This window comes from Allomuricauda sp. CAU 1633 (assembly GCF_017313225.1).
Classification (GTDB): Bacteria; Bacteroidota; Bacteroidia; order Flavobacteriales; family Flavobacteriaceae; genus Flagellimonas.
Window position 1 is genome coordinate 79566 of the sequence record NZ_JAFLNE010000004.1, and the last position, 24992, is coordinate 104557.

The window sequence follows — 24992 nt, forward strand, 5'->3', positions numbered from 1 at the left end:
GTGATTGTTTCACAAAACTGCGGATTAAATTCCATGGGGAACACTGCAAATACACGAATGACCGCTCTGGATTGATGTATTCCCTTTTTTGCTGGAGATGTGATAATTGAAAAAAGTTGGCTCCACTGGATGTTTTTAACATTTTCTCTTGACTTCTATCATGAACAATGCACGTAATCTTCTTTACTTTGTAGGGTATTGGTAAAAAGGATGGCAGAGTTCATAAAATTGTATGAGGAAAACCCGAACCCGAGGCAGATTGAAAAGATTGGCAATGTGCTCCGGAAGGGCGGGCTTGTCATTTATCCTACGGATACCGTGTATGGGCTCGGGTGCGATATTACCAATTCCAAGGCATTGCAACGTATTGCCCGCATAAAGGGGGTGAAGCTGGAAAAAGCAAATTGGTCTTTTGTTTGTGCCGATTTAAGCAATTTATCGGATTACGTTCGTCAAATTGATTCTTCAACGTTTAAGATTTTAAAACGAGCATTGCCAGGGCCGTATACGTTTATTTTACCAGGAAATAATAATCTTCCAAAGGATTTTAAAAAGAAAAAGACGGTAGGGATACGGGTTCCGGACAATGCAATCGCCAGAGCTTTAGTAACAGAGTTGGGCAACCCCATCGTTTCTACCTCCATTCATGATGAAGACGATATTTTGGAATACACCACAGATCCAGAGCTGATTTTTGAAAAATGGCAAAACTTGGTTGACGTGGTGATTGATGGCGGTTATGGGGACAATGTGGCTTCAACGGTCATTGACCTCTCGGAAGGTATCCCCGAAGTAGTCCGTGAAGGAAAAGGAGACTTAGAAATATTTTGACATAAAAAAAGCGGCCTTTTGGGCCGCTTTCAGTATATGTTCAGCAAGTCTTATTGACCTCCGCCGATGGCAGGATCTTTCATACCTTCTTCAATCATATTGTAGAATTGGTCAATTTTTGGAAGTACCACGATACGGGTTCTTCTGTTTTTGGCTCTGTCTGCAGAAGTATCATTGCTAACCAATGGAATGTAGTAGCTACGTCCAGCAGCAGTCATTCTGGCAGGATCTACACCAAAATCGTTTTGAAGTATTCGAACAACGGATGTTGCTCTTTTGGCACTCAAATCCCAGTTATCCAATAGCACACCACTTCTGTAAGGTACGTTATCGGTATGACCTTCAACCATAAATTCAAAATCAGGTTTGTTGTTCACTACTTTGGCCACTTTGCCCAATACTTCTTTAGCAGCATTGGTTACGTTGTAGCTTCCGCTTCTGAACAACAATTTGTCAGAGATGGATACGAAAACCACACCTTTTTCAACGCTGATTTCGATGTCTTCATCATCCAAGTTGCCCAATACACCTTTTAAGCTCTGTACCAAAGAAAGGTTTACAGAGTCTCTTCGGGTAACGGCGTCTTGCAATTTTCTGATAGTAAGGTCTTTTTCTTTAAGACTTTCCAATGATTTTTCAAGATTCTCGGCACCTTTAGTGGTAAGCGTGGTCAAGTTACCCATATTGTTGATGAGTTCTTGGTTGTTCGCTTTCAAAAATGCGTTTTGATCTTCGAGGGTTTGCAGTCTTGAATCTGCTGTAGCTTTTTCTTCCAAGCAGTCGTTAAGCTTAACGGTTGCAGAATTCAATAAATCTTGGGTTTCTTTCTGTTTGGCTTCAAGCTCAGCGTATTTTTTTTGGGATACGCATGATGATAATAAAACGGCCATGGCCAATGTTCCTAGAAAAACTTTTTTCATAGTTCAGGGTATAATTTAAGGATTGTTAGATATATCAAAAGTTAAAATTTCAACCAAAATTAGATAAAAAGCAAAATGTCCATATTGTGGCATAGTTAATCTTTTACTAAAATGTTAAAATTCTTCACTTGATTTACGAAATGAGACCACACTATGGATGTCGTGGTATGGTACTTTAATATAAAATTAGCTTTTTCCCGCTTCTTATAAAGTTTCCTAAAGTTACCATAAAAACTGATATGCGCACGCAGAATGGCCCAACAATGTGCAAACTTCAATTGAAAAACAAAACGCAAAGCTGCAATGCCATCCAACAACAATCGAAAGAGGATAATGGGAAATGCTTTTCTTTTGGGTAGATTTTTAGTGATGGAATACAGGGAGTTTCTAAAATTGAGGAACGTCTTTTTGGGATTCATGTTGCTCAGCGTTGAACCTCCCAAGTGGTAGATATGGCTTTTCCCGACATAAAGCACTTTGTGTCCGGCATTTTTGGCTCTCCAACAGAGGTCCACTTCTTCTTGGTGGGCAAAATAATCCTCGTCAAACCCTCCGAGGGAATTAAAAATGTCACGTTTAATAAACATACATGCGCCAGTCGCCCAGAAAATTTCGGTGGTGTCATCGTATTGACCTTCGTCCTTTTCCAAAGCCTGAAAGATTCGGCCCCTGCAAAACGGATACCCCAACATATCAATAAAACCTCCTGCTGCTCCGGCATATTCAAAACAGTCCTTGTTCTTTAGGTCCAAGATTTTGGGCTGGATAATGGCTACATCAGGAGAGTTGCTAAACGCTTCTTGAATAGGTTCCAACCAATTTTCGGACACTTCAACATCGGAGTTCAACAAACAGAAAACATCGGCCTTAATATGTTTTAGCCCATCATTATAGCCTTTGGCAAAGCCTCCATTTTCTAGATTTTGTACAATCCCGATTTCTGGATATTCCTTTTTCAAGAAAGCAATGGAGCCATCAGTACTGGCATTGTCCACTACATAAATATCGGCACCTTTAGAGTGGGCCATGACCGAGGGAAGGAACTGTTTCAGCAAGGATTCCCCATTCCAGTTGAGTATGACTATGGCGATTTTCAAAACGAGGGCAAATTAACGGCTAAAATCAGGAATATCCTTCAAAAACGTGTATTTTTCATTTGCATGGTCCATTTGGCAATAGTAATGTTCCATGCCATTGGTCACCATTAAATAGTTGGACTGCAACTCATAATTGTAGCGAGCTATTTGGTCAAATGTGGATTGGTCAATAGTCACTCCCGGGGCTTTGCACTCCACTAAAAGAAAAATGGAGCCATCAGGATTAAAGACCACAACATCATATCTCTTTTTCATTTTATTCACCAGCAATTGCTTTTCCACATTGATAAGGCTCTTGGGATAATTTCTTGTGAAGACCAGAAAATGAACCACATGCTGGCGCACCCATTCTTCCGGCTGAAGTAAAACAAACTTTTTGCGGATACCGTCAAAAATGTAGTGCCTATTTTGGCTATTTTTGATTCGGAACGAATACTTGGGAAAGTTCAAGGCTTGCATTGAACAAAATTGATGAATTTTTTTCGGAATGGACAAGGTAAAGGAAATAGTAGCAGAAATTGATTCGGGAAAACCGAAGCCCATCTACTTTTTAATGGGGGAAGAGCCGTATTATATAGATAAGATTTCGCAATATATTTCGGATAATGTACTCACTGAGGATGAGAAGGGATTTAACCAAATGGTGCTTTACGGTCGCGATACTTCTGTTGATGAAGTGATAGCCAATGCCAAACGTTTTCCAATGATGGCCGAGCACCAGGTGGTCATTGTAAAAGAAGCACAAGATTTGTCCCGAACCATTGAAAATTTAACCGCTTATGTGGAGCATCCGCAACCGACCACGGTTTTGGTGATGTGTTACAAGTACAAGAAGCTGGATAAGCGCAAGAAGTTATACAAAGCTGTTCAAAAGCACGGGGAACTTTTTGAAAGTAAGAAGCTGTACGAAAACCAGGTGGCTGAGTGGATTAGAAGGACATTGAGCAGCAAAAGTTATAGGATTTCCCCTAAGGCCTGTGTGTTGCTTGTGGAGTTTTTGGGAACGGATTTGGGCAAAATCAACAATGAACTTACTAAATTGATGTTAGTGGTTCCTTCGTCTACAGAGATTACCCCAGAATTGATAGAGCAGCATATTGGGATTAGTAAGGATTTCAACAATTTTGAGCTCAAGAAAGCCATTGGGGAACGGAACGTGGGGAAGGCTTCCCGAATCATTGATTACTTTGCCCAAAACCCCAAGGATAATCCTTTTGTGGTGACAGTAACCTTGCTGAACACTTTCTTTACCCAATTATTGCAATACCATGGGTTGAGTGACCATTCCCCTGGAAATGTGGCCAAGGTGCTGGGGGTTAACCCTTATTTTGTGAAGGAATACACGGTTGCTGCCAGAAATTATCCCATGAAACGGGTTAGCGGAATCATTTCAAGTTTACGGCAGTTGGATTTGAAAGGTAAAGGGGTGGGAGCCAATAATATGGCCCAATCTGAGTTGCTCAAGGAACTGCTTACAGAAATACTCTAAGATTACCTTTTGTCCACGCTGTATTTGCCGGGTCCCAACAAGAAAACGACCAAGAACACCACGAAAAAAAGTAAAGCTTTTTCTTTTGTACCAAAGGGGTCTGCGCCATGAATTACAAAAGCAGCGATAAACATGGTAAAAGCGGTTGGAATTGCGGCCCATCTCGTTTTAAATCCGATAATCATTAAAATTGGGCATAGAAATTCAGCAATGACAGTTAAAAAAAGGGTAGGGGCCTGACCAATGCCAAAAGGGTTGGCAAACTCGGTATTTCCATTGATAAGTTTAAGAAGTTTGGGGTATCCATGGGTGATCATAAATACGGAAGGCACTATCCGAAGTATGGCCAATCCCAAGTGGACTAGAGCATTATTTTTCATGTAGGGGAATTTTTAATTCACGTGAAAGTATGAATTATGTCGTAACCAACGTAAAAATAATTGACCAAATATGGTTATGAATTGATATTTTCGTTGAAAATCAATTAACGGAGTGCTGGATAGGAGTTGGGGTCCGCCTCGTGCATGATTTCATATACTTTTTCAAAAATATCTTCGGCGTTGGGTTTGGAAAAATAATCGCCATCTGAGGCATAAGCTGGTCTGTGCGCTTTTGCAGTAAGGGTTTGTGGAGCACTGTCCAGAAAGCGATATCCCTTTTGGATTTCAAGGATTTCCTGTAACAAATAAGCTGAACAACCTCCAGGAACATCCTCGTCCACAATCAAGAGTCGGTTGGTTTTTTTCAAGCTTTTTACCACATCATGGCTTAAATCAAAAGGTAAGAGGGATTGCGCATCAATCACCTCGGCATCAATGCCTACTTCCAAAAGGTCTTGTGCCACCTTTTCCACAATTCGCAGTGTAGAGCCGTAGGAGAGTAGGGTAATGTCCGTACCTGCTTTCAAGGTTTCCACTTGACCAATGGGCGTACAGAACTCCCCAAGATTGGCGGGTTTTTGCTCTTTAAGTCGATACCCGTTCAGACTCTCTATGATTATGGCAGGTTCGTCACTTTTCATCAGTGTATTGTAAAAACCAGCCGCTTGGGTCATATTTCTGGGGACTAAGATATACATACCCCGCAGCAAACTTATCAATCCAGCCATGGGCGACCCGGAATGCCAAATCCCTTCCAGTCGGTGCCCTCGTGTACGAACAATCAACGGTGCTTTTTGTTTCCCAACAGTTCGGTACATGAGTGATGCAAGATCATCGCTGAGCGTTTGAATGGTGTAGAGGATGTAATCCAAATATTGAATCTCAGCGATGGGACGCAAACCTCTTAATGCAAGTCCAATACCTTGTCCAATAATGGTACTTTCCCTAATCCCCGTATCGGCTACCCGCAACTCGCCGTATTTTTTTTGAAGCCCTTCCAGCCCTTGATTTACATCTCCGATGTTACCGGTATCCTCTCCAAATACCAAAGCTTCTGGATATTTTGAGAAAAGGGCATCGAAATTATCGCGGAGAATGATTCGGCCATCCACTTCTTCCGCATTTTCGGGATAGTTTGGCAAAACCGAAGTGATTTTTGTGGCTTTATTGGGCAATTCACTGTACAAATGGGAGCTGTACTTGGGTTGGGTGCTGTCCAAAAAAATATTGATCCATTGCAGAAGTTGTTCCTTTTCTGGGTTTGATTCTCCCAAAAGATACCGAAGTGCGCTTCGGGATTTGGAAGCTAAATCCTTTTTTAAGGGCTCTTCAATGGCGATTAGGTCGTTTTTGATTTTTGTGATGAAGGAACGATTGGGACTCTTGCCCGCTACTTGGTCCAACAATTGCACAAGCTGTTTTTTAGCTTGAAGATGTGGCTTCAGAAACTCTGTCCATGCCTCTTTTTTGGCGGAACGCACCTTATGTTTGATTTCACGTTCCAATTTCTTGAGTTCCTCTTCGGTACTGATACCGTTTTCCAAGATCCATTCCCTGAATCGTTTGTTACAGTCGTTTTCCCGTTCCCATTCCAAACGTTCCGGTGATTTGTACCGCTCATGGGAGCCTGAAGTGGAGTGCCCTTGGGGTTGGGTCAATTCTGTAACGTGAATCATCACGGGAACATGGTTCTCCCTTGCAATATCTGAGGCATTTTCAAACGCGTGGATAAGTCCGGTGTAATCCCATCCTTTAATTTTCAATATTTCAAAGCCTTCTTGGTCTTCATCGCGCTGAAAACCTTTTAGGGCATCAGAAATATTCCCTTTTGTAGTATGATATTCAGATGGAACAGAAATACCATATTCATCATCCCAAATGCAAATGACCATGGGAATTTGCATAACACCTGCGGCATTGAGGGCTTCGAAAAAGTGACCTTCACTGGTACTTGCGTTCCCAATGGTGCCCCAAGCCACCTCATTTCCATTGTTGGAGAAGTTGGTTTGGTCAATACCTTCTACGTTTCTATATATTTTTGAAGCTTGGGCCAGTCCTACCAGTCTTGGCATCTGACCGGCTGTACAGGAAATATCGGCACTGCTGTTCTTTTGTTTGGTAAGGTCTTTCCAAGAACCATCCTCGTTTAGGCTATGGGTCACAAAATGCCCACCCATCTGCCTTCCGGCACTCATGGGCTCTTTTTCCAAATCGGTGGTGGCATATAGTCCGTGAAAGAATTCCTTGGGATTTAGATAGCCCAGCGCCATCATAAAGGTTTGGTCCCTATAGTAGCCGCTTCTAAAATCTCCATCTTGAAAAGCTCTTGCCATGGCCAATTGGGGAAGTTCCTTTCCATCTCCAAAAATCCCAAACTTGGCCTTTCCAGAAAGTACCTCGCGCCTGCCCATCAAACTACATTCCCTGCTTGTGACTGCGGTCTCATAATCTTGAAGAATCTGCGATTGAAAGTCTGCAAAGGAAATGTCGTTGCTCGTACTTGGGTCAGGTTTCATGTAGGTCATTCTGGATTTCTGCGAAATTACTAAAATACATTCAGATTCGCAATACGAAACCTTGTTAATAAATTAACAATATGATAAAAAAATGAACTATTTAGAATAAATATGTAAAATAAAGGGTCTTAAAATGCTATTTTGTTGAGAATATAATAACACTAAAACCATTTTCGGGTAAACAAGCCCACCAATGTCCTGGGGCTGAGGGTAACAATAAAACGAATACGTTGTCCGTAATTATCTTGGGCAATCTCCCACCCATTATTGGAATAAACCGGGAAGTAAAGCTCAAAATAGTCGGTGACCAAATTCAAACGAATCCCAGAATCGTACACAAAACGTGCATCCGTTCCTTTACTTTTTATAAAGCCAAGATCGCCATAGGCTTCAACCCACCTCCAAATATTGGTACTGGCATTGGCGGTTGCAATCCAATCATTGGCAAATGGATTCTCCAATTTGGATTTGAAGCCTCCTTCAGAAATGATAATTTGTTGGCTGTAAATCCCAGAACTTTCGGACCTCCCCAAATAGGCCAGGTCAAACATATAATCGGTAGGTCTATCCAATGCAAAACTAAAAAAATCAGATTCGGTCTTGTTCCGAAGGAACTTCCCGGCAAAAAACCTGAAATTCAACTGGCGGTTACTTTGAAATAGTTTTCTGTATTCCATTTCAAAGACAAGTTTGGTAAAATCACTGGAATGCTGTGCATCCAAAAACCAAGATTTATAGTTTAGAATGTTGTTGTCCACATCGGTGAAACGTACATTCAGCACATTGTAGTCAGGGTCGGTGTCTATCTCATCCGCAATGTTTTCGTCGATACTCCTAAACACATTTCTATAGCGAAAAAGCAATGTCTGTCTTCGGTTGGACAAGAGATCATTGGGTCTCCAACCAAAGCTCACGGCCGGGGTAAGGGTTGAAAAACGCGAATTCACCTGAAAATGCGACGTAGACCCTGAAATGGAATAATTGGATGCATAAAGCCCAGTTTTGTTATGGTATTTTCGGTACCTGAAGCTGGCCCTTCCTACCATGGTGCGTTCCAAAAAGGAATAGGTAGGCGAAATATCATATTGGAACGGCCTTTCCAAAAAGGTCTTGTTATAGATTCGTATGCCTGGAGTAACCCCATCGTAAATGTTGAAATTGACAATGGGCACGTAGAAAACCTGATTGTAATAAGGGTCTTCCGTATCCTTAAAAAATTGAAACTTCAGTTTTTTATTGCTCGAAAAAAAACCATTAAGGGTCTTCCAGTTGTTTCGTTGGTTGAACTCAGGGATTTTTTGATCATAGTTGAGCACCATGCGATCTTCACCATTTAGAGGAATGGTCACTGTTCTGGAGGTATCAATATCTGAAAACCAATAGTGTGAGACTACTGAATCTTTCTGAAGGCCAAAGAGCGAAATGGGAACATTGGTGCCTCGCTTGTTTTTAATGGTCAAAGAGATGGAGTCTTCGGTCTTTTCGATTTTTTTGATTTTGAAATCAATTTTTTTATCTGTGGCAACGTATTCTTCAAAAAACCAGTCCACATCTTTATTTGCAAACTGTTCAATGGTTTTTCTGAAATCCGAAGCAGACACTTTTGGTTCCAATTTAAAATTCTTATAAAATGTCGTAACGCTGCTATCTATCTTTTTCTCCCCAAGATATTCTGACAAGTATGACATGCCAAGTCCAGCTTTATAGCCATTCGCGATTTTCTCATTGAACTTTATAAGGGAATCGTTGCGGGTGGTCAGTGCCTGATCAATATTTTTACGGGCAGATAACATGCTGAACATGGCATATTGCTCATTAAAATCCATTTGGGCCAAATGGAATCCTTTAATGCCCCAAATTTTGGAAAGCTTCCCGGCCAATTTCTGATCAGGATAATAATCTTCCACATATTTGATCATCAGATAGTATCCAATGGCATCATTTACCCAGCGCTCGGTTCTTGGATTCAGGAACAGGGTTTCCTGCAAATAACTGTGAATGGCAGTTTTTAAGAATTTCATCTCAAACTGGAACTGCTCCTCGTAAGGACGAATAAATGAAGGCAGTTGGTTAACGCCATACAGGGGAGATCTACTGTAGTCAAATTCACTTACCAATAAGTTGCCATGTGGGTATTCACCCAAATTTTCTTGTAAAAAGTGGACAATTTTGCTGATGGAAATGCCTTGATATATTTCATCATATTTATTGGAATCCAAATCGGTGGTGACCGTTACATTTCCAATGCGATGTTTGGTGAACCAATCGATGGGAGTTAGGATGATCTCGCAACTTTTCCTGTCAGTGCCACTAAGCTGAACGTGTTGCCCCCCTGGAAACTTTGTAATGTTGGACTCCCTAAAATTGGTTGAGAGGTGTAATTGTTCTGGAAAATTAAGATTTATGGAGGTTTCTGTAACCCCAGTGTATAGGTCATCCAGATTTATATTGTCATATAGTCTCCATTCTCCATCATATACCGCAGGAGTTAGGTACCAGTCTTTTAAGTTGTAGCCAAAACCTGGCGCAAAACCATAGGAAGTAAATTTGGGGTCTGGGAGTTGTAGTGTATAGGTAAAGAATAGTTGAATGGAGTCGTTCGGCTGTAGCACCTCATTCAAGGTCACGGCAATAATATCCCTGTTGTCCAAACGTTTCCAATCTAACCCAGCATAATCATGGGCTACTATGGTTTTAATGTTGGTAAAACCCCTTTCCCGGTCTTTGGCCAGATGGAGACTGCGGTTGAATTCTTCTGCAAAGCGTTTAGCTAAAGCTGTATTCTTATTGGAATAGGCATGGTTCCAATCATTAAAATACAATACCGAAAGCCCTTCGTTGGATTGATTGACATAGGTGAATTTCTGGGTAATCTTAACATCACTTCCATCCAATTCTACCGTAAGCTCATTCTTATGCTGACCCCATAGTGAGGTACAAAGCATATAAAAGAGCAGTGATATTTTAAGCGGGGTAGAGTGGATATTCAAAGGGGGTTGATTTAGAAATTGGGACTAAGATCACGTTCTTTGTAGAAAGAATCCAAGATTTCCACGACCTCATCTTCTGTGTCCACCAATTTGATCAGATCTAAGTCTCTGGGGCTTATATTGCCGGCTTCCAGAAGTGTATTCTTGATCCAATCGATGAGTCCTTTCCAAAACTTGGAGCCCACCAAAATGATGGGGAACGTATGTATTTTATGGGTTTGAATAAGGGTAAGGGCTTCAAAAAATTCGTCCAGGGTACCGAATCCACCAGGCATGACCACAAATCCTTGGGAATATTTTACAAACATGACTTTTCGAACAAAGAAATAATCAAAATCCAAACTTTTGTCTTCATCGATGTATGGATTGTCATGCTGCTCAAAAGGTAGTTCAATGTTTAATCCCACAGAAGTTCCTCCAGCCAAATGGGCACCTTTATTTCCAGCTTCCATAATTCCGGGGCCACCTCCTGTGATGATCCCATAACCTGCTTCGGCCACTTTTTGTGCCACTTTTACGGATAGGTCGTAGTAATGCTCCCCTTCCTTTACCCGAGCGGAACCAAATATGGAAACGCAGGGGCCAATGGCACTCATTTTTTCAAATCCGTAGACAAATTCGCCCATAATCTTGAATATGGCCCATGAATCATTTGTCTTTATCTCATTCCACCCTTTGGTGTGCTGTTCTTTTCGCATTTGCATAATTATACTTTATTTAAACGGCCTTGGCAATGTTTTGCTTGGTATTTTCCAGTTCTTTCCTCAAAAACTTTGCCGTATAACTTTTTTTATCTTTCGAAACTTCTTCAGGGGTGCCCTTTGCAACAACCATTCCGCCCCCACGGCCACCTTCGTAACCTATATCAATAATATGGTCCATCATTTTAATAACATCCATATTGTGTTCGATCACCAAAATGGTATTGCCCTTGTCCACAAGCTGATTCAATACTTCCATTAGCACACGGATGTCTTCAAAATGCAATCCAGTTGTAGGTTCGTCGAGGATGTAAAACGTATTTCCGGTATCGCGCTTGGAAAGTTCTGTGGCCAACTTCACCCGTTGCGCTTCACCACCGGATAGGGTAGTGGACTGTTGCCCCAATGATATATAACCCAATCCCACGTCTTTTATTGTCTTCAGCTTTCGATGGATTTTGGGGATATTCTCAAAAAAATCCACCGCCTCGTTGATGGTCATTTCCAATACATCAGCAATGGACTTGCCTTTATATCGAATTTCCAACGTTTCCCGGTTAAAGCGTTTGCCATTGCAGGTTTCGCATTCCACATACACATCGGGCAAAAAGTTCATTTCAATCACCTTTAATCCACCTCCCTGACAGGTTTCGCATCGGCCTCCGGCCACATTAAAACTGAACCTTCCCGGTTTGTATCCTCTAATAGAAGCTTCGGTGGTTTTGGCAAACAAAGCCCTTATCTCACTAAAAACCCCTGTGTAGGTAGCTGGATTGGAACGAGGGGTTCGTCCGATGGGAGACTGGTTGATGTCGATGACCTTGTCTATATGCTGCAGCCCCGAAATTTTTTTGTAGGGCATAGGTATTTTGACGCCGTTGAAATAATGGGCATTCATGATGGGATAAAGGGTTTCATTAATGAGGGTGGATTTTCCACTGCCTGAAACTCCAGTGACCCCGATGAGTTTTCCCAAGGGAAATTCGACTGTAACATTTTTAAGGTTGTTTCCCGTGCAGCCCGAGAGCACAATTTTCTTGCCGGTTCCTTTTCTGCGTTCTGCGGGAACAGGAATTTCCAATTCGCCTGTGATGTATTGTGCTGTAAGCGTGTGATGGTCCTTCAATTCTTGCGGAGTTCCTTCGGAAATGATTTCACCGCCATGCTTTCCAGCTTTTGGGCCAATATCGATGACATGGTCCGCATGCTCGATCATGTCCCGGTCATGTTCCACAACAATAACTGAGTTTCCGATATCCCGAAGGGATGCCAAGGAATGGATCAGTCGCTCATTGTCCCTTTGGTGAAGTCCTATGCTGGGCTCATCCAAAATATAAAGTACGCCCACCAATTGTGACCCTATCTGAGTGGCCAAACGAATACGCTGTGCCTCACCTCCAGAGAGTGACTTGGAACTTCGGTTCAAGGAAAGGTAGTCCAGACCCACGTCCAGCAAAAATTGGATTCGGGTCTTGATTTCTTTAATGATTTCCTCAGCGATTATCTTTTGGTTTCCTTCAATGGTGTTTTCCAATTGATCAAAAAACTCGGCCAACTCAGCGATGTCCATGTGGGCCAATTCTGCAATATTCTTTTCACCAATTTTAAAATAAAGGGATTCTTTTCGCAGGCGTGCTCCCTCACATTCGGGACATTTTACCTTGTCCATATAATCCTTGGCCCACCGCTTAATGGAAGTGGAGTTGGCTTCTTCAAACTGGGTTTTGATAAAATTGGAAATACCCTCGTAGTCAATTTTATACTGTCGTTTTACCCCCAAGGTCTTGGAATCCACCTCAAAACTTTCCTTCCCACCATTTAAAATGACCTCCATGGCTTCAGCGGGAATTTTTTCAATGGCATCCGATAAATCAAAATCGTATCGTTGGGCAATGGTTTCCAATTGCTTGAACGCCCATGACTTTTTGTATTCACCTAGAGGCGCCAATCCTCCAGCTTTAATGGATAACTTTTTGTTCGGTATGATTTTGTGTTCATTCACTTCGTGAACATGACCCAATCCATTACATTCAGGACACATGCCTTTGGGTGAGTTGAACGAAAAGGTATTGGGTTCCGGAGTGGGGTAGGAAATGCCGGTTGAAGGGCACATCAAGTCCCGACTGAAATATCTTGGCACACTTTCACCTTCTTCCAAAACCATGAGTACATTGTTGCCACTGTACATGGCGGTATTGATAGTTTCGCTAAGACGTTTGTGAAAATCTTCGGTATCGCCCACTTTTAAGCGGTCAATCACAATTTCAATATCGTGGGTCTTGTAACGGTCCACCTTCATGCCCTTTGTAATGTCCAGAATTTCACCATCCACCCGTACCTTTACAAAACCTTGCTTTCCAATTTGTTCGAACAATTCACGATAATGCCCTTTTCGGGATTTGACCACTGGGGCCAACACATTTATTTTTTTATCCAAATAGGATTCAATGATCAGATTTTTAATCTGTTCATCGCTATAACTCACCATTTTTTCACCGGTGTTGTAGCTATAGGCATCCCCGGCCCGCGCGAAAAGCAAGCGCAGAAAATCATATACCTCGGTAATGGTGCCCACCGTAGATCGGGGCGATTTTGATGTGGTTTTTTGTTCTATGGCGATGACAGGGGAGAGCCCATCAATTTTATCTACATCCGGGCGTTCCAGTCCACCTAAGAATTGTCGAGCGTAGGCTGAGAAGGTTTCAATGTATCTACGCTGTCCTTCAGCATAAATAGTGTCAAAGGCCAAAGAGGATTTCCCACTACCTGAAAGTCCGGTGATGACGACAAGTTTTTCGCGGGGAATGGTAACGTCTATATTTTTTAAGTTATGGACTCTTGCGCCCTTAACCTCAATATGTTCTTCGTAATTAACCATAAATCATAGCAAACCTCAAAAATAGCGATTTGGCAATTAAAAACGAAGTGGCCTTGGGTTTCGTTTTTGTTAATTGATGTCTTATTTTTGGTAGTTTTAAAATGAACTCTATGAAATTATTGGGTATTGGCTCCCGTATTGATCATCCTGAATATGGAAAAGGGGTGGTGACCAACGTATCATCCAAGCATTATTGGGTAACTTTTTTGGAAAATGGACTGGAAACCATTGACCTCGATGCTGAATTTGAAGTCATTGAAGCGGTAGAGGACGAAGTAGATTCGGTTAGTTTTTTTGATGTGGAGCGTTCCTTGGTCAAGATTTTGGAAAAGTGGAGCGACACCCACGAAAAAGTCGCCATCGCTGATAAATGGAAGGGCGGAAAATTGATCTTGGACCCAGGTGATGCCACGCAGAGCAAGGAAATGCCCATTGACACTTTTTTTCATAAGATTGTGATGGTGCGTGACCGTATCCGGGTGATGGAGCAAAAAATAAATAGCAGTACTAATCTGGATGATCAGGAAAAGATAGACCTACAGCAATACATTACCCGCATTTATGGCAGCCTGACCAGCTTTAATGTGCTCTTTAAAAACAAAAGCGACCATTTTGTGGGGGAGAGGGGTAAATGAACCTAATAGTCGAATTATTTTTAAGGGGGCTTATCGTTAACTTTTTGGGTAAACAGACAAGATTTTACTTCTTTAAAATTTTCGGTAAAGAAAAATCACTGGATTACCTTTCCGGGACTAAGAAAAAGCAAGGTGATTATAGCAGTTTCGAGCAACACATTATGAATGTAATTGTAGGTTTAACCACTTTTTGTATCATCTTTTTTGTTTTAGCTTACACGATGTTTCATTTGGACATACTTTAATTTCAGATTTAAATTCAAACCGCTTCCTTTTTCTCACTCAAATACTTCCAATACCGCTTCGGAACATGCTGCGTATGCAATTTGGGGTTGATACGGGATTTAATGCTGGTGCTTTTAAAATAGTCATTCCATAAGGTTTGGTAATCGTATTCCTCGGTTTTGAAAGCATCACTTTTAACGGTCTTGTTGTAGTGGATGTCGCTTAGGTTCAAGGATACCATTTCCACATGGTCCAGATTGTAAAAGATGCCATACTTCCGTTTTACATCATAAATCAGCCATTGCTGGTCGGCGTAACGGTCCCGAAAGTGTTTGGAAATCAAGGGCAACACATCAAAATCGGGTTCAATGTTGGCAAAATAAATCTCATCCTTGGTCAATTGAAACCGCACAAAGGCTTCCATACGGTGTTTTTCACGCCCTACTTTTCGAGCCAATTGACTAATGTGTAATACAATCCCATCCGAATAATCCAATTGTTTTCCACTTTTGGTGCCCATCAACTTTTGAATGTAGGTGTAGAGCATCAATTCCACCCCTTCAGTCTCGCTTAAAAAGGCAAAATATACATTGGCAATGGCATTATGACTCTTATTTCGAATACCATTCCAAACGCGTTTGGCTTTTTCAACGTGGGTGAAGATGGTTTCCGTTTCAGAAAATAGTCCATTTTGGCATTCGCTGTTCTTTTGAATATCGGCTACATTGAGTTTTTCATCAAAGGCGACGAAGACGGCGGTGAGGAAGCCATTAAAGCTACCGTCATAAATTAAGGTTGTTGAAGGGTTCATAGTGCTCACTATTAATTCGTTTTGTGTTTAATCGCAAATTGTCGTTCTCGACTGCTCCTTCGACTGCGCTCAGGATGACAACTCGAACGGACATATTATGATTCTTTAATTGTCAATTGAACAATGACAATTGTGTACTGTACTGATTCCGAAACTTGCCAGAGGAAGTCTGCAGAATCATACCTTTGATTTTCTCCGCATCCAAATCACGGCGTTCCCAATGGCGGGAATCGCACACCATGAAATATTTGGCACGGTTGAGGGCCACTCCAATTTTTTTGAGATGGTCCCAGTTCAATCTTCGAAATTTTCGAGCCTTTATAATCTTTTCAACGGACTGCATGCCAATACCGGGAATACGGGCCAAAAGTTGTTTCTCCGCCGAATTCACATCCACTGGAAAATGATGCAGGTTTCGTAAAGCCCAAGAAAGCTTGGGGTCTACATCCATATCCAAATTGGGGTGGTCGTTATTCAGGATTTCATTCACGGCAAAGCCGTAAAATCGTAATAACCAATCCGTTTGGTACAATCGATTCTCGCGCAGCATGGGTACTTGTGAGCCAATGGCGGGTAGGCGGGCGTCATCCGCAACAGGTACATAACCGGAATAATACACGCGTCGCATTTGGTAGGTTCTGTAATAATAGGTCGCTGAATACATGATGTCCTTATCCGTCTCTCCAGAGGCACCCACAATCATTTGGGTACTTTGCCCTGCCGGGGCATATTTGGGTGTACTCCTGATGATTTTTCGTTCGGATTTGTAGCGAACAATCTCGTTCTTCACTTTCAACATAGGCTTGGTGAAGTCTTCATGCTTTTTATCGGGAGCCAACAATTTTAAACCGGAAATAGTGGGAACTTCAATATTGACAGAAAGTCGGTCTGCATACAGGCCGGCCTCATACATGAGTTCATCACTGGCCCCTGGAATGGATTTGAGGTGAATGTACCCGTTGAAGTTTTCCTCTTCGCGCAATTTTTTGGCTACGGCCACCAAGCGTTCCATGGTGTAATCCGGGCTTTTAAAGATTCCCGAACTCAAAAACAATCCTTCGATATAATTTCTGCGGTAAAAATTGATGGTCAAATCAACCACCTCCTGAATCTTGAAAGCAGCCCGTTTGACATCATTGCTTTTTCGGGTAACGCAATACGCGCAATCAAAAATGCAATGGTTGGTCAGCAAAATCTTTAAGAGGGAGATACAACGTCCATCCGAAGTGTAGCTATGGCAAATTCCCATCCGAGAGGTATTTCCCAAACCTTGGTTCTTGTTGGTTCGGTCACTGCCACTGCTGGCACAGGACACATCGTATTTGGCGGCGTCCGCAAGGATATTTAACTTTTCTCGAATTCTGTCAAAGTCCATAACTTGGAAATATTCCAATCAAAGATATGGAAATATTCCAAATAATGGATATAATCCAAAAAAGTTTTTGGAAATATTCCAAATTGTATATATTTGAAATATGGAAAACGAGCTTACTTTAAAACGGTTTATTGATATTCGAAGGGAGTTAGGCTATACCCAAACCGAGTTTGCTCAATTGTTGGGGGTAAAGAATACGACTGCAGATATTGAACGGGGCCGAACCAAATTATCAGGAAAAGTGGTGGAAGAGCTATTGAAGCAGTTCAAAATAAATCCACTATGGCTCTTTGGGGATAGTGATCAGAAGCATTTGGATACTTCTAAAACCAGTGTGATTCCCAAAGTGGTGACCGTGGACAGTGCCGATCAGGATAATATGGTCTTGGTGAATGCCAAAGCTGCTGCCGGGTATCCTCAAAACATTGCAGACACTAGTTGGTATCAACAGCTCCCAGCTTTTGATATGCCCATTCCAGAGTTGCGTAATGCCACCTACCGCGGGTTCCAGGTGGAAGGGGACAGTATGCTGCCCAATTTAAAACCCAACGACTGGGTGCTGGCACGGGCCATTGAACACATTGACCATGTGAGTCCCAATAAGATGTATGTAGTGGTGCTTCAAGATTCGGTGATGGTGAAGAAAGTTGAGCGAAAGCCAAATTCCAATAACATTACCTTGGTTTCATTGAATGAAACCTACCCGCCATACGATATTAAACCGTTCCAAATCCAAGAAATATGGGAAGTAAGCAGCAAACTCACCTTTAATGTGGATGCCACCACAGAAACGGGCCTGCTAAAACAATTGCAACAGTCCATGGAAGAGCTGAAAAAGCAAATGGGTCAAATGAAATAGTTAGTTGGGTTAGAACCCTGCACCAACCGTTTTGGTCTTAATTCGCATCAAAAAATTATTGGCGGTCATGTAAAGCACCGAACCATCATCGCCCCAAGCACAATTGGCTGTGGGTTGACCCGTTTCAATGGTTCCCAAATATTCACCTTCTTGGGTAATGACCAAAACACCGCCGGGGCCCGTGGAGAAAATCGTTCCGTCTTTGGCTACTTTTAGGCCATCAGGCAATCCTCTTAAACCAGGTTTCATAATAGTTTTGGCGTCAAAAAAAACTGTTCCTTCATCCACGGAGCCATCATCTTGTATGTTGTAAGCCATTATATAAGGAGCATTGAAATCCGATTGGGCCACATAAAGTAATTTTTCATCAGGGGAAAGTGCCACGCCATTGGGGCGGTTAAGGTTGCTGATGACCATTTCCACACTTCCATCCGTTCCTATTTTATACACCCCAAAAGCATCAATTTCCCGTATTTCTGAATCTTGCTGCTTGGGCAAGCCGTATGGCGGGTCAGTAAAATAATAGGTTCCGTTGGAGGCCTGGACCACATCATTGGGGCTGTTGAAGCGTTTGCCTTCCCAAGTGTCTGCCAAGGTAAATTTGCCGCCACCAACCAAAGGCATTCGGGTGATTCTGCGATCGCCATGTTCACTGGCCACCAGTTCACCATCATTGTTTATAGTAAGTCCATTACTACCCGGTTCTCGGCTATATGGAAGAATCCCAGTATATCCGGAAGGTTTTAAAAACTCGGTAAGCCCTTCACCATCCTTCCATTTAAAAATAGTGTTTTGGGGTACATCAGAAAAGAGAAGAAAACCACCTTCCTTGACCCAAACAGGACCTTCTGACCATGTAAAACCTTCGGCCAAAACCTCAATTTCTGCGTCTTTGTCCACATAATCATAAAACTTTTCGTTCTCAACCACGAGTTTTCTTGTTTTTTCTTGTGCAGTGCATCCCAAAGAGATTCCCAATATAAGGAGTACTAATTTTTTCATTTTGATGTTTTACTGGATTAAATATAATCATAACTCTGGGCAGAAACCTGAAGTGCACCACTAAAAATACGTTTTCATTATAGATTGTGACAAAATATCCGCCGCTTTGGGATTGAGTCTAAACCAAAGCTCTGGTTCAAAAATTTCCAATTCGGCAAGTGCCCAATTGCCCTCGTTGTCCTTGAAAATATCCACTCTGGCATAAATGGGAAGTTCAGGCGCGGCATGTACCACACTTGTGGCGAAATCAATCTGTTCTTGGGAAGGTTCATGCTCGTGAACGGTTCCTCCAAAATCATCTTGCACTCTAAAATCGCCCGGTTTTGCAATTTTTAGAACAGCATGGGTAAACTGTCCGTTGAAAACCATCATTGAAATTTCACCTTCTTTTACAATGTTTTCTTGAAATTCTTGAAGCATCATGGCTTCTTCGGAAATCAATTTTTGAAATACAGCCTCATGCGCTTCAATGGACTCTTTTTGAATTTTGTAGGTATGTCGCGCTGCACCAGAGACACAAGGTTTCAAAATAAATTCTGATGGTAGAAACCCCATCTCGCTTTTCGCGTGTTGAAAAGCCTCTTTCAAGGTGATTTTTGTTCCCTGCTCCACAAAATAGGTCTTTGGGATGGTTACCCCGGCCATAGAAAGGTCTTGTAAGTAATGCTTGTCAATATTCCAATAAATGAGTTTTTTGGAATTGATGAATTGGGTCTTTTGCGAAGTGGCCTCCAACCATTTGGCAAATTCAGGGAAACGGTCAAAATAGTCCCAAGTGGTTCTGAATAATGCATATTTGGTGGATGACCAATCGAACTCTGGGTCATCCCACGATTTACGAATAGCATTCAACCCTTGTTTTTGCAACGCTTCCAGAACCAATCGGTCTTCCAAGAGCACATTATCAATATAAACACTTTGTTTTTTGGGATTGATGTACCTAGAGTCAGTGAGTACTACAAAATCATAACGCATATATGTCCAATTTAGAAGCCAACTGCCGTATCATCTCCCCGTTTGTCGGCACCACCTTCCAGTTTACCATCGGGTAATACACGAATGGCATCTACTTTTCCGATAACCGGAGTACGACCTTCCAAGATTTCGTAACCTTTGGCCTCCAGTTCAGTCTTTAATGTGTTGGAAAAACCTTCTTCTTCAAACATAACCACATCTGGCAACCATTGATGGTGAAAGCGCGGGGCATTCACGGCCTCTTGCATGCTCAGGTTGAACTCATATACATTAAGAATGGTCTGTGCCACGGCCGTAATGATGGTAGAACCGCCGGGAGTACCCACGACCATATACAATTTTCCGTCTTTTTCCACGATGGTAGGGGTCATGCTGCTGAGCATCCGTTTTTCCGGGGCGATGCTGTTGGCTTCGGCACCCACAAGTCCAAACATGTTGGGGATACCGGGTTTGGCACTGAAATCGTCCATTTCGTTGTTGAGAAAGAAACCCAACTCGGCGCAATAGAGTTTTGAACCGTACCCACCATTCAGCGTAGTGGTGGCAGAAATGGCATTTCCCTCGCTATCTACAATGGAGTAGTGGGTGGTTTCCGGGCTTTCCACAATTTCAACCTCACCATGGCTTACTTCTGAAGAAAGTGTAGCGTTATCAAAAGAAAAACTCGACATTCTTTTTTGAAGGTATTCATCATTCAAAAGAAGACCATAAGGAATATCCACAAAATCAGGATCACCCAAAAAGTAATTTCTGTCCGCGTAAGCGCGGCGGGAAGCTTCGGTGAACAATTGGATGGTCTTGGTGGAGTTATGGCCAAAATCGGAAAGATGATAAGGTTCCATCATCTTAAAAATCTGGTTGATGGTCACACCGCCACTACTGGGTGGACTCATGGAAATGATGTGCAGGTCCTTATAATCGAATTCAATGGGCTTTCTCCACTTGGCTTCATATTTTTCCAAATCTTCCATAGTGATAAAACCACCGTTTTCTTGCACAAATGCAGCCAACTTTTGGGCAACTTCACCTTTGTAAAACCCATCTCTACCTTGTTCCATAATTTTTTGGAGGGTATTGGCCAGTTCAGGATATTTTATGGTATCCCCTTCCGTAAAATTTGCCGCAAATTTGGTGCTGTCACCGTTGGCTTCCATGAATTGTTCTTTGTAGCTTTCCAATCGGTCAGCTTGTTTTTGGGTAACCACCACACCTTTTTTTGCCAATGCGATGATGGGCTCCAGAATATCGGATAGGGGAAGGGTGCCAAATTTTTTATGGACTTCCATGACCCCGGCCACCGTACCAGGCACCCCTGATGCGGTACCACCTTTGGTGCTCATGTTGGGGATGACATTGCCCAACGAATCCAGATACATGTCTTTATGTGCAGATAACGGTGCTTTTTCCCGATAATCAAGTGCACCTACCTCGCCATTACTCTTTCTGTAAACCATAAAACCCCCTCCGCCAAGATTTCCGGCAAAAGGATAGGCTACGGCCAATGCCAATTCGGTAGCGACCATGGCATCAAAAACATTCCCGCCTTTTTCCATAATAGCAACCCCAATTTTGGAAGCTTCCTCACGTGCGGAGACCACCATGGCCTTTTCGGTGACCAGACCGGTTGGTGTAGCTGGTTGCTGTTTGCAGTGTACAAATAAGATAAGAGGGAGGAGAAGTATCAGTCTTCGCATAGAGCATTAAATTTTTGACGGGAAAAGGTAATCAATTCTGCAAAAAAAGCCGTGAACTCATTTTCAAAATCGGAATAGTGTTCTTCAAGGTCCATGATGGCAAAATTCATTCTGGATTTGTTCTTCGTCCTTCTGTTCATGCCATTGAGAACCCGACCAATCCCAGCTAGATTGGCATAGTTGAGCAACCAATTATCCGCAATCATATAGGGCATCAACCGCTTAGTGCCTAACGGAAGGATATCGTAGTTGTCTTCTAGCAGATCGTAAAAATTCTCGACATATTCCTCAAGAGGGATGGTGGAATAATTGCTCCAATTTTTGGCTAAAAAATGGTCGTAGAAAATATCCACGATTACTCGGCTGTAATGACTGTAATTTTTATGAAGTCGTTTGCTGCTTTGCTTGGCAATGGGATGCGAGTCGGTAAAGGTGTCTATTTCCCGATGCAAGATGATGCCTTTTTGGATTTTTTCGGGATAGTGCTTGTATTTATTGCCCCGAATATGGTCGGCAAAGAAGTTTCCCAAAGTGATTTCCTTGTCATCAAAGGACAAATAGATATGTGCCAAGAAGTTCATCGGGACTTTTCCTTTTCTGTCGAAATTTACAAATTCAAAACATGGATTACGGAATGCCCCGCTATATTTGCAAAAACTTTTTTAACAATTTATGACACTGATCAAATCAATTTCCGGGATACGAGGCACCATTGGTGGCAAAACCAATGACAACCTTACCCCATTGGATGCGGTTAAATTTGCAGCTTCTTATGGTACTTGGTTGAAATCCTATGCCAAAAATGACAAGTTAACCGTGGTAATAGGACGCGATGCTCGACTTTCAGGTGAAATGATTCAAAATTTGGTGGTTTCCACTTTGGTGGGACTAGGAATTGATGTGATTGATTTGGGACTGTCCACAACACCAACCGTAGAGATTGCTGTGCCTTTGGAAAAGGCGGATGGGGGCATCATTTTAACGGCAAGCCATAATCCCAAACAGTGGAACGCCCTTAAATTGTTAAACGAGAAGGGCGAGTTTTTGGATGCGGAACAAGGTGCCAAGATTCTGGCCCTGGCCGAAAAAGAAGATTTTGACTTTGCCGAAGTGGATGACTTGGGAGAAATCACCCAAAACGATTCTTATATCGACATCCATATAGATGAAGTATTGGACCTTTCTTTGGTTGATGCAGAAGTCATTAAAAAAGCGGGGTTTAAAGTGGTTGTGGATGGTGTAAACTCTACAGGCGGGATTGCCATTCCAAAATTGTTGGAAGAGTTGGGTGTTGAAGTCATTAAATTATATTGTGACCCTACGGGTCATTTTCCGCATAACCCAGAACCCCTGAAAGAACATTTGGGGGATATCTGCAAGAAAGTTGTAGAGGAAAAGGCTGATTTTGGTATTGTGGTCGACCCCGATGTGGACCGTTTGGCCTTCATCAGCAATGATGGGGAAATGTTCGGTGAAGAATACACACTTGTCGCTTGTGCCGATTACGTATTGGGCAAGACCAAAGGAAATACGATTTCCAATTTATCCTCATCCCGTGCATTGCGAGATGTTACTGAAAAGCATGGAGGAACCTATGAAGCCGCAGCCGTTGGCGAGGTGAATGTGGTTGCTAAAATGAAAGCCAACAATGCGATTATTGGAGGTGAGGGGAATGGTGGCATTATTTATCCTGAAAGCCATTACGGTCGAGATGCTTTAGTGGGAACGGCTTTGTTTCTTATGTTGATGGCCGAGCGTGGCGGAACCGTTGCTGAACTCAGGGCCAGTTACCCCAGCTATTTTATGAGCAAAAAGAAAATTGAACTCACTCCAGAGCTGGATGTGGATGCCTTGCTGGAAGCCATGCACACTAAATATAAGGATGAGCAAGTTTCAACCATAGATGGTGTTAAGATTGATTTTCCTGAAAACTGGGTACACTTACGCAAGTCCAATACCGAGCCCATCATCCGGATTTATACCGAAGCCAAATCCCAGGAAGCGGCAGACAATCTTGCAGACCGAATCATTGGTGAAATCAAGGAAGTGGCAGGGCTCAGTTAAGATTCCTCCAATTCGTAGACAATTTCTTGGGCGTTGAATTCTTCATGAGGAAGGTCGATATGTTTGTCTGAATCGAGCCATATTTTCCATGAACCGTTCTCTTTTTTGAGTCCTACGTGGAATTGGCCATAACCTCTAACCGCAAAATCTTGGTCTTCCCCATGTCTGGAGCTAAACCGATAATATCCGGTTTGGTAGGCAAGCTCACCACCATCATCCATGGCAGTGGACAGAATGGCAAAAGCAATTCCGAGCTGACTTCCTCTTGCTTTCACCGATTCCACAAATTGGCCAAAGTTGGTCAAGTAGCTTTCCCCGGTCTCAATAAGATTTTGGTCTTGGGTAACGCGAACAATGTCTTCGGTGTGAATAGACTTTAATTTTTGGGAATCAGATTGGTCGTAGGCTTCCATAAAAGGAATCCAAACATCATTTTTAATGGCTTCCAAAGTTTCGTTTGAAATTTGTTTTGCAGGTCGTTGTCCATAGGACAGTGCAAAACAGCAAAGGAGCAAAAGGGTAGTTAACTGTTTCATTTTATGATTGATTGATTTCCTGTCAATGTATGAAACAATCTCAGACCAACACTTTGTTTTAAGAAAAGTATAGGATTTTAATTAACTAAGTCAGTCTTTTTCAGCCACTGCTAATTGTTGGATGACTTCTGCTGGGGCTTTATTACGGTGTTTCCACCGTTTGTGGGTCCAAAAATAGTATTCAGGTGCCTCATGAATGGAAGCTTCAACCTCTTTCATAAAAGCTTCTGAAATCTCATAATCTGGTATTTCACTCGGATTTTCAGCCAAAACTTTAAAGGTGGCTTCATAGAATCCACGTCCTACTTTTTTTACCTTAAGATAAACTGGAATCATTCCGTGGCTTTTACAGAGTTCTTCCCCGCCTACGTGTATGGGCACTAAAATATCCATGAACTTGGTCCAATGGCGAGCTCTTTGCAGCATTGGGGATTGATCACTGATGATGCCGACAGTAATTAATTGGTTTGCTTTCTTGGCCGCGGCAACAATATTTCTACTCTCGTAGGTTTTTATCAGCGTGGTTCCATATTTGCTTCGGATGTTGCGAATCAATCTGTCAAAATACTTATTTTGTATGGGCTGGTATATTCCGTACCCTCTGGACTTCACCATGGTATTCAATGAAAACACCCATTCCCAACTAGCATAGTGGGGCATCATTATCATAACACTTTTGCCCTCATTCTCCAGTTTCTGCACTACTTCAACATTGGTAAAAACATACCTTTTTTTTATTTGTTTATTGGTGATTCCCAAAGTCTTCATCATCTCTAAAAACATATCACAGAAATGTTTGTAGAATTCCTTTTCTATCAACAAACGCTCTTCTTCCGATTTTTCGGGAAAAACAAGGGCCAAGTTACTGCGCACCACTTTTTTACGGTATCCTATAGCATTGTACAGCAGTGCATAGACCCCATCAGAAATAAAATAAAGGATTTTAAAGGGTAGCCTGGAAATCAACCAGAGCAAAGGATAAACAAGGATATAAACTACTAGCTGCATTGGTAA

General features: G+C 42.2%; 21 protein-coding genes. 5 read left to right on the plus strand and 16 right to left on the minus strand.

Annotated elements, in window-relative coordinates; translation table 11 throughout:
* Nucleotides 1-210: 210 nt before the first annotated feature.
* Complete coding sequence (locus tag J0X14_RS12450) at nucleotides 211-831, plus strand: L-threonylcarbamoyladenylate synthase (protein WP_207098126.1); 621 nt, start codon at nucleotides 211-213, stop codon at nucleotides 829-831.
* Nucleotides 832-881: 50 nt separating this feature from the next.
* Here the strand turns inward: J0X14_RS12450 and J0X14_RS12455 are convergent, their stop codons facing one another.
* From J0X14_RS12455 to J0X14_RS12465, 3 genes are all read right to left on the minus strand, one after another.
* Complete coding sequence (locus J0X14_RS12455; protein ID WP_207098127.1) at nucleotides 882-1751, minus strand: OmpA family protein; 870 nt, start codon at nucleotides 1749-1751, stop codon at nucleotides 882-884.
* 95 nt (nucleotides 1752-1846) lie between these two features.
* Nucleotides 1847-2848: a glycosyltransferase family 2 protein gene (locus J0X14_RS12460; RefSeq protein WP_207098128.1), complete on the minus strand. Its 1002-nt coding sequence runs from the start codon at nucleotides 2846-2848 to the stop codon at nucleotides 1847-1849.
* A 12-nt stretch (nucleotides 2849-2860) separates the two neighbouring features.
* Nucleotides 2861-3307 (minus strand): type I restriction enzyme HsdR N-terminal domain-containing protein, encoded by a 447-nt coding sequence (locus J0X14_RS12465; RefSeq protein WP_207098129.1) that lies wholly within the window; start codon nucleotides 3305-3307, stop codon nucleotides 2861-2863.
* A 28-nt stretch (nucleotides 3308-3335) separates the two neighbouring features.
* On the opposite strand from J0X14_RS12465, the gene holA reads away from it, so the two are divergent.
* The gene (gene holA, locus J0X14_RS12470) at nucleotides 3336-4337 is read left to right on the plus strand and encodes a DNA polymerase III subunit delta (protein ID WP_207098130.1); all 1002 of its coding nucleotides are present in this window, start codon (nucleotides 3336-3338) and stop codon (nucleotides 4335-4337) included.
* Between the two features lie 2 nt (nucleotides 4338-4339).
* On the opposite strand, the gene J0X14_RS12475 is transcribed toward holA, so the two are convergent.
* The 5 genes from J0X14_RS12475 to uvrA all read right to left on the minus strand — a co-directional run bounded on the left by J0X14_RS12475 (nucleotide 4340) and on the right by uvrA (nucleotide 13802).
* Complete coding sequence (locus tag J0X14_RS12475) at nucleotides 4340-4717, minus strand: DoxX family protein (protein ID WP_207098131.1); 378 nt, start codon at nucleotides 4715-4717, stop codon at nucleotides 4340-4342.
* 104 nt (nucleotides 4718-4821) lie between these two features.
* The gene (locus J0X14_RS12480) at nucleotides 4822-7233 is read right to left on the minus strand and encodes a thiamine pyrophosphate-dependent enzyme (RefSeq protein ID WP_207098132.1); all 2412 of its coding nucleotides are present in this window, start codon (nucleotides 7231-7233) and stop codon (nucleotides 4822-4824) included.
* A 161-nt stretch (nucleotides 7234-7394) separates the two neighbouring features.
* Entirely contained in the window at nucleotides 7395-10178 is a 2784-nt protein-coding gene (locus J0X14_RS12485; RefSeq protein ID WP_207098470.1) for a metalloprotease, read from the minus strand.
* Between the two features lie 56 nt (nucleotides 10179-10234).
* The gene (locus J0X14_RS12490) at nucleotides 10235-10921 is read right to left on the minus strand and encodes a TIGR00730 family Rossman fold protein (protein ID WP_207098133.1); all 687 of its coding nucleotides are present in this window, start codon (nucleotides 10919-10921) and stop codon (nucleotides 10235-10237) included.
* 19 nt (nucleotides 10922-10940) lie between these two features.
* Nucleotides 10941-13802 (minus strand): excinuclease ABC subunit UvrA, encoded by a 2862-nt coding sequence (uvrA, locus tag J0X14_RS12495; protein ID WP_207098134.1) that lies wholly within the window; start codon nucleotides 13800-13802, stop codon nucleotides 10941-10943.
* 110 nt (nucleotides 13803-13912) lie between these two features.
* Here uvrA and J0X14_RS12500 point away from each other — a divergent pair, with 110 nt between their 5' ends.
* Complete coding sequence (locus J0X14_RS12500; protein ID WP_207098135.1) at nucleotides 13913-14437, plus strand: hypothetical protein; 525 nt, start codon at nucleotides 13913-13915, stop codon at nucleotides 14435-14437.
* Between the two features lie 259 nt (nucleotides 14438-14696).
* Here J0X14_RS12500 and J0X14_RS12505 read toward each other — a convergent pair whose 3' ends face one another.
* On the minus strand, nucleotides 14697-15473 hold the full coding sequence (locus tag J0X14_RS12505; protein WP_207098136.1) for a TIGR03915 family putative DNA repair protein: 777 nt from the start codon (nucleotides 15471-15473) through the stop codon (nucleotides 14697-14699).
* Between the two features lie 112 nt (nucleotides 15474-15585).
* Nucleotides 15586-16848 carry a putative DNA modification/repair radical SAM protein gene (locus J0X14_RS12510; RefSeq protein WP_207098137.1) on the minus strand — a complete coding sequence of 421 codons (1263 nt, stop codon included), beginning with the start codon at nucleotides 16846-16848 and terminating at the stop codon, nucleotides 15586-15588.
* A gap of 100 nt (nucleotides 16849-16948) precedes the next feature.
* Here J0X14_RS12510 and J0X14_RS12515 point away from each other — a divergent pair, with 100 nt between their 5' ends.
* Complete coding sequence (locus J0X14_RS12515) at nucleotides 16949-17707, plus strand: XRE family transcriptional regulator (protein WP_207098138.1); 759 nt, start codon at nucleotides 16949-16951, stop codon at nucleotides 17705-17707.
* A 9-nt stretch (nucleotides 17708-17716) separates the two neighbouring features.
* Here the strand turns inward: J0X14_RS12515 and J0X14_RS12520 are convergent, their stop codons facing one another.
* The 4 genes from J0X14_RS12520 to J0X14_RS12535 are packed head-to-tail and all read right to left on the minus strand — an operon-like array spanning nucleotide 17717 to nucleotide 21959.
* On the minus strand, nucleotides 17717-18709 hold the full coding sequence (locus J0X14_RS12520) for an SMP-30/gluconolactonase/LRE family protein (RefSeq protein ID WP_207098139.1): 993 nt from the start codon (nucleotides 18707-18709) through the stop codon (nucleotides 17717-17719).
* Nucleotides 18710-18769: 60 nt separating this feature from the next.
* On the minus strand, nucleotides 18770-19684 hold the full coding sequence (locus tag J0X14_RS12525) for a RimK family alpha-L-glutamate ligase (RefSeq protein WP_207098140.1): 915 nt from the start codon (nucleotides 19682-19684) through the stop codon (nucleotides 18770-18772).
* A gap of 11 nt (nucleotides 19685-19695) precedes the next feature.
* A complete protein-coding gene (ggt, locus tag J0X14_RS12530) occupies nucleotides 19696-21378 on the minus strand; it encodes a gamma-glutamyltransferase (protein WP_207098141.1) in 1683 nt (560 codons plus the stop codon).
* A complete protein-coding gene (locus tag J0X14_RS12535) occupies nucleotides 21366-21959 on the minus strand; it encodes an ACP phosphodiesterase (RefSeq protein ID WP_207098142.1) in 594 nt (197 codons plus the stop codon). The genes ggt and J0X14_RS12535 overlap by 13 nt, the downstream gene beginning before the upstream one ends.
* Nucleotides 21960-22050: 91 nt before the next feature.
* On the opposite strand from J0X14_RS12535, the gene glmM reads away from it, so the two are divergent.
* Nucleotides 22051-23442 carry a phosphoglucosamine mutase gene (gene glmM, locus J0X14_RS12540; RefSeq protein WP_207098143.1) on the plus strand — a complete coding sequence of 464 codons (1392 nt, stop codon included), beginning with the start codon at nucleotides 22051-22053 and terminating at the stop codon, nucleotides 23440-23442.
* On the opposite strand, the gene J0X14_RS12545 is transcribed toward glmM, so the two are convergent.
* Both J0X14_RS12545 and J0X14_RS12550 read right to left on the minus strand, forming a co-directional pair.
* A complete protein-coding gene (locus tag J0X14_RS12545) occupies nucleotides 23439-23978 on the minus strand; it encodes a YybH family protein (RefSeq protein WP_207098144.1) in 540 nt (179 codons plus the stop codon). The two genes, glmM and J0X14_RS12545, sit on opposite strands and share 4 nt — an antisense overlap.
* A gap of 90 nt (nucleotides 23979-24068) precedes the next feature.
* Nucleotides 24069-24986, minus strand: coding sequence for a lysophospholipid acyltransferase family protein (locus J0X14_RS12550; RefSeq protein ID WP_207098145.1), 918 nt, complete (start codon nucleotides 24984-24986; stop codon nucleotides 24069-24071).
* Nucleotides 24987-24992: the final 6 nt, after the last annotated feature.